The sequence below is a fragment of the Rhizobium sp. P2_G2 genome (assembly GCF_056403555.1).
In genome coordinates this window covers 1-5,659 of the sequence record NZ_JBFUFF010000197.1, presented here as the reverse complement: position 1 = coordinate 5,659, position 5,659 = coordinate 1, and the positions used below count along the sequence as shown (strand labels likewise).

Sequence of the window (5,659 nt, the reverse complement as noted above, 5' to 3'; positions counted from 1 at the left end):
GGTTTCGGCTGCTGGATCGCCGGCACGATAGGCTCGAGCTCCGCGACCGTGCGGACGGGAACCTCGGCGTGGCAACTCCAGCCAACGGCGGCGAAGGCCATGGTCGGGATGAGCAGGCGCAGCCGAAATTTGCCGGCCGCCGTCGCAAGACCGGCGCCGGCCTTGGCAAGGGTTTCAGGGAGGATGAAAAGTGCTGCGGCGAGAGGACGGGTCATTTGCATGCGAACCAATAGATGAGACGTGAAGCTGCCGGGTCGGGACATTGCCCGGCCGTGTGGGGGTTAGATAGCTGGTGCGGGATTGGCTGGCTGTTTCCGCTGGAACAGCGGTAGCGAGCGGCGGAGATCGTACGGGCGGGGGAGTTCCACGGCGTCAGCGCGTCGATTTCGCTGCTTGGCCGTCCATTGGCTCAGCCGCGGCCAGGTGTATGATCGGATGCAAACAGCGGTGTTCAAATGCCTGGGGGACACTCTTTGTTGGGAGAAAGTAGAGGTTTGACTTGATAATGTGTTTATCACCACGTCCCGATTTTCAGCGGCGCGTGGTTAGCAGGTGATGTGAAAATGAATAGTTTCCGCCATGAATGAAGATATCCAGAAGTTGTACGAAATTGCGATGGCCCGGCAGCCACACGAGCATGACATCTCTTCAATCGTACCTATCATACGTCCGTACGACTGGCTGGACGGTAGCTACATGCGGCCAATCGTTCCACTGGCCGATCTCCCTTTCTCCTTGGCATGGGCCGTTTGGAGCGCCCCGCACATATTGATCTACGTAAGTTATGAGATGGCCCAGTATTGGGAGGATACCGGTGTGGACTGGCCTGAAAAGGCGATGGAAAATCTGCAAAGGATGGCGCAGTCAAAGCGTATGAGTGGCGCCAGAAAAGACGAACGCGGCAAGACGACCATTGTCGCGATGCTTACCGACGATGCCATCGGGCCATCACGACTGTTGATCCCCGACCTCTTTGTAGACATCTTCGGAGAGGACTACATGGTTGCTATTCCCGAGCAAACTTGCGCAATTGCTTACGCTAATGATCTGCCTGAGAGCGAAATGGCCGCTGCAGACGGTCTGATCGAAGGCTGCTACCGAAGTGGCACGACACCATTTTCACCGGAGCGATTCGAGGCCAGTCGCTTCATGCTTAAGCAAGTGGCGGTTAAACTCACTTATGACTGAAAGCATGTACTTGGTGTTGCATTGAGCCGACTTGGAACACCGAGTTCATATCCGCTGCCTCGCATTTCGCATCATTCGTCGAAAACCCACCCCTGCGGAAAACAGGATGAGGGAGGATAATTGACGCCATTCCTCACGACCCTGGCCACGTCACCGTCGCACTCCCCACCCCCTGCCCATTCCTTCACCACCCCACAAAATTTTAGCATCACTAAAAAAGCATATTGACAAGTACCCGGTTTTGAATTTCCTATTGAAGAAATACTAAAAAAATCCAGGGTGAACAGTGAAGACCGAACCCATGACCGATGACGACATCGGCGCGGCGGATATCAATCCGCTGGGCGAACGCCTGCGCGAACGGCGCAAGCTGATGAAGCTGACGCTGCAGGAGGTCGCGGATGCCGCGGGCTTCTCGGTCGGCTTCATATCGCAGATCGAGCGCGGCATCACCGTGCCGTCGCTGGTGTCGCTCGTCGCCGTCTGCCGGGTGCTGAAGGTCGAGATCGGCTCTTTCTTCCAGCAGCCCAAGGTGAATGCGCCCGTCACCCGGCATGAAAGCCGGCAGGTCTATGGCCTGGGCGCGCTCAACGGCAAGAATGTCACCTATGAGCGGCTCTCCGCCTCCTTCCCCGGCAATGTGCTGCGGTCGACCATCATCCACGAGCCGCCCGGCTTCCGCAGCGAGCCGATGAGCCACGAGGGCGAGGAAATGTTCTTCATCGTCGACGGCGAATTGACGCTGGAGCTCGATGGCGAGGTGATGATCCTCGAGGCCGGCGACACCGCCCATTTTCCGTCCATGCGCACCCACGCCACCTGGAACCACACCGACAAGCCGACCACCGTTTTCCATACCTGCACGATGGACGTCTTCGGTGACGGCGAGCCATCGGGCGACCCGAATACCAGCCTGGTCGTCACCCGGGCTGCACACCGGCGCAGCGCGCCAAAACCGCTGAAAATCAGCAAGGGGAACAAGACATGAAAACTGGGTTGAAGATGATCGGCGCGGCTTTGTTCGCCGCTGCATCGATCCACGCATATGCACATGCCGAAACCGTGCTCCGTCTCGACGAGGCCCCGATCGGCGAAATCGATCCCGGCAAGGCCTCGGACTATGCCGACACCATCCTGATGTTCAATCTCTACGACACGCTGGTCATGCCCAAGGCCGGAGAGCCCGGCTTCGACCCGATGCTGTCGACCGGCTGGACGTCGGATGGCAAGACCTACACGTTCAAGCTCCGCACCGACGTCAAGTTTCAGAGCGGCAATCCGCTGACCGCCGACGACGTGGTCTTCTCCTATGACCGCATGCAGAAGCTCGGCCAGGGCTATTCCTACCTCTACACCAATGTGGTCAAGGCCGAGGCGATCGATGCCGCGACGGTGAAATTCACGCTGAAGGATCCCTCGGCGCCGTTCATCTCCACTCTCGTCCACCTGCCTGTTATCGACAAGAAGACGGTTCTTGCCAATCTCGGCAAGGGTGACGGCGCCATGAAGGACTGGGGCCAGGCCTATCTCTCCGGCCACACCGCCGGCACCGGCGCCTATACGCTCGTCTCGCAGAACCCGCAGTCCGAGACTGTGATGAAGAAGAACCCGAACTACTTCCTCGGCATGCCGAAGAAGGCGCCGGATACGGTTCGCTTCCGCTATGGCCTGGAAGCCGCCACGGTCCGCACGCTGATCTCCCAAGGCCAGCACGAGATTTCCTCGCAATGGCTGCCGCCGGAAGTGCTCAAATCGCTGGCCGCCGATGGCAACCAGCTGCTGTTCGAGCGCGGCGTGTCGGAATATTACATCAAGATCAACACCGCCAAGCCGCCCTTCGACGATGTCGAATGCCGCCTCGCGGTGACCTATGCCTTCGACTACGACGCCGGCATCAAGATGGTCGCCGTCACCAACAATGTCTCGCTCGGCAGCCTGGCGACCGGCGCCCTGCCGACCGGCATGCTGGGTTCGCTGCCATCAGACCAGGCGACGCACAAGGACATCGCCAAGGCCAAGGAACATCTGGCCAAGTGCAAGTATAAGCCCGAAGACATGAAGGTCGAGCTCTCCTGGATCGGCGAAGTGCCGCTCGAAGAGCGTTTCGCGCTGCTGATGCAGGCCAATTTCGCCGAGCTCGGCATCAAGGCGGAAGTGCGCAAGGTGCCGTGGGCGCTGTTCACCGACATGGTCACCAAGCCTGAGACGACGCCGAGCATTTCGCAGGTCTTCGTCTCGACGGCGACGGGTGACCCCGATACGCTGCTCTACAACATGTACTATTCCAAGCTCGGCGGCACCTGGATGTCACCCGAACACTTGAGCGATGCCAAGGTCGACGAACTGCTCGACAAGGGCCGCACCGCGCCCGAAGCCGACCGCAAGGCGATCTACGAGGAACTGAACAAGCGGCTGAAAGAATTGGCCCCGTCGATCTATGCGCAGGACCAGACGGCGGTGTTTGCGGCACGCAAGGGCATTGTGGTGCCGGCGCTGTCGGATCCGAAGAAGGCGTTCGGGGTGTCCGGGTTCGGGTTTACGTTCCGGTTGATGGAAGTGAATGAGTAAGCCATCGGTGACAGTGGGTGAGGCTATGCCTGCTTCACCCCTCACCAACTGCGGCCAAGGCCTCGCAAGTGCTCGTCCGGCCTTCGTATCCTCTCCCGCAAGGGGGAGGAAAAACTCGCGGCACCGACTTACCACAAGCAAGGCCTGCGCTTGAGGCACCCTACCTCTCCCCTTGCGGGAGAGGATAGCAAGGCCGGGTGAGCATAGCGAACCCTTGGCCGCGCTTGGTGAGGGGTGATCCCACGGCTCGATGAGTGGTGAATTCCACCCGAAACTCGAAGAAAGAACCTCTGAAATGCCCCCTCTGATCCGCCTGCTTGCGAAGCGGTTGGGAACCTCGCTGATCGTGCTGATCGGGGTTTCCATCCTCATCTTCGCGATTGCCCGGGTGATCCCCGGCGATCCGGCCCGCATCGCGCTTGGCCCGAATGCGACCGCCGATGCGGTGGCGGTCTTGCGCGAGCGGCTGCATCTCAATGAGAGCGTCATCGCCCAATATGGCTATTTCGTCAGCGATCTCGCCCAGGGCGATCTCGGCGTCTCGCTCTATACCAACCGCCCGGTGACGACGGACATCGCCGAATTCCTGCCGGCGACGATGGAGCTGGTGATCATTTCCGGCCTGATGATGGTGCTGCTCGGCGTGCCCCTGGGCATAATCTCGGCCCGCTATCGCGGCACCTGGGTCGATCACACCGCCCGCTTCGTCACGCTGCTCGGCGTCTCCGCCCCCGGCTTCGTCTGGGCTGTCATCCTGATGCTGCTCTTCTCCTATTTTACCCATCTCTTCCCGATCGCCGGCCGCATCTCCGACAATTTCACCATCACCCCGCTCACCGGTTTCATGCTGATCGACACGCTGATCGCGGGCGATCTCGCCGCCTTCGGCGACGCCGTCTGGCACATCATCCTGCCCGCCTTCGCGCTGGCGCTTTCCGGCATCGGCCAGGCCGCACGGCTGGTGCGCTCCAACATGGTCGAGACCTATGACAAGCCCTATATCGAAATGGCCGAGGCCTATGGCTTTCCGGAGCGCAAGATCGCCCGCAAATATGCCTTCCGCCCGTCGATGATCCCCTCGCTCACCATAATCGGCCTGGATTTCGCCTCCATGCTCGGCAACGCCTTTTTGGTCGAGTACGTCTACGCCTGGCCCGGCATGTCGAAATACGGCGTCGCCGTCATCCTGCGCAAGGACTTGAACGCCATTGTCGGCACGGTGCTGATCATCTCGGCCATGTTCCTGATCGTCAACATCGTCGTCGACTTCATGGTCTCGATCATCAATCCGCGTATCCGGCTGTCGCAGAGGGCGTCATGAAGAAAACGCTTCTCATCCTGCTCAGCAACCCGCTGTCGCTGATCGGCCTGATCCTGGTGGCGATCGTCGTGCTCTCGGCCGTGTTCGCCGACTTCATCACGCCCTTCCCGGACCATGTCGGCGCCGTCGTCGACTTCTCCAACTTCAACCAGCCGCCGCACTGGCCCAACATTTTCGGCACCGATCTGGTCGGCCGTGACCTCTTCACCCGCGTGGTCTTCGCCTATCGGGTGTCGCTGATCCTCGGCGTCGTCGTCTTGGCCATCGCGGTGCCGATCGGCGTCGCCATCGGCCTTGCCGCCGGCTATCTCGGCGGCTGGACCGAATATCTGCTGATGCGGCTCACCGACGTCTTCCTGTCGATCCCGCCGCTGGTGCTCGCCATGTCGATCATGGGCGTGCTCGAGCCGACGCTGACCAATGGCATGATCGCCGYCACCGCCATGTGGTGGCCCTGGTATACGCGGCTGGTCTACAATGTCGCCCGCTCCGAAAAGGAAGAAGGCTATGTGCTTGCCGCCGAAGTCATCGGCGCCTCGAAAATGCACATCATGTTCCGCGAGATCCTGCCCAACTGCGTGC

6 protein-coding genes are annotated in these 5,659 nt (G+C 60.3%); 5 read left to right on the top strand and 1 reads right to left on the bottom strand.

Features of this window, described 5'->3' with window-relative positions:
* On the bottom strand, window positions 1-215 hold a 215-nt coding region (locus tag AC1D06_RS41540; RefSeq protein WP_477991303.1), incomplete at its 3' end, for a hypothetical protein.
* Between the two features lie 364 nt (window positions 216-579).
* Here AC1D06_RS41540 and AC1D06_RS41535 point away from each other — a divergent pair.
* From AC1D06_RS41535 to AC1D06_RS41515, 5 genes are all read left to right on the top strand, one after another.
* Entirely contained in the window at window positions 580-1,188 is a 609-nt protein-coding gene (locus AC1D06_RS41535; protein WP_477881401.1) for a hypothetical protein, read from the top strand.
* A 301-nt stretch (window positions 1,189-1,489) separates the two neighbouring features.
* Window positions 1,490-2,176 (top strand): helix-turn-helix domain-containing protein, encoded by a 687-nt coding sequence (locus AC1D06_RS41530; protein WP_477991301.1) that lies wholly within the window; start codon window positions 1,490-1,492, stop codon window positions 2,174-2,176.
* Window positions 2,173-3,756, top strand: coding sequence for an ABC transporter substrate-binding protein (locus AC1D06_RS41525; RefSeq protein WP_477991300.1), 1,584 nt, complete (start codon window positions 2,173-2,175; stop codon window positions 3,754-3,756). Before AC1D06_RS41530 ends, AC1D06_RS41525 begins: the two co-directional genes overlap by 4 nt.
* Window positions 3,757-4,051: 295 nt before the next feature.
* Window positions 4,052-5,077 (top strand): ABC transporter permease, encoded by a 1,026-nt coding sequence (locus tag AC1D06_RS41520; RefSeq protein ID WP_477991298.1) that lies wholly within the window; start codon window positions 4,052-4,054, stop codon window positions 5,075-5,077.
* A partial coding sequence (locus AC1D06_RS41515) for an ABC transporter permease (protein ID WP_477991296.1) occupies window positions 5,074-5,659 on the top strand: 586 nt, incomplete at its 3' end. The genes AC1D06_RS41520 and AC1D06_RS41515, both read left to right, overlap by 4 nt.

Excerpts from the sequence above, each read along its gene's own strand:
- AC1D06_RS41535 (WP_477881401.1), top strand. The coding sequence starts at position 580 with ATGAATGAAGATATCCAGAAGTTGTACGAAATTGCGATGGCCCGGCAG.
- AC1D06_RS41525 (WP_477991300.1), top strand. The coding sequence starts at position 2,173 with ATGAAAACTGGGTTGAAGATGATCGGCGCGGCTTTGTTCGCCGCTGCA.
- AC1D06_RS41530 (WP_477991301.1), top strand. The coding sequence starts at position 1,490 with ATGACCGATGACGACATCGGCGCGGCGGATATCAATCCGCTGGGCGAA.
- AC1D06_RS41520 (WP_477991298.1), top strand. The coding sequence starts at position 4,052 with ATGCCCCCTCTGATCCGCCTGCTTGCGAAGCGGTTGGGAACCTCGCTG.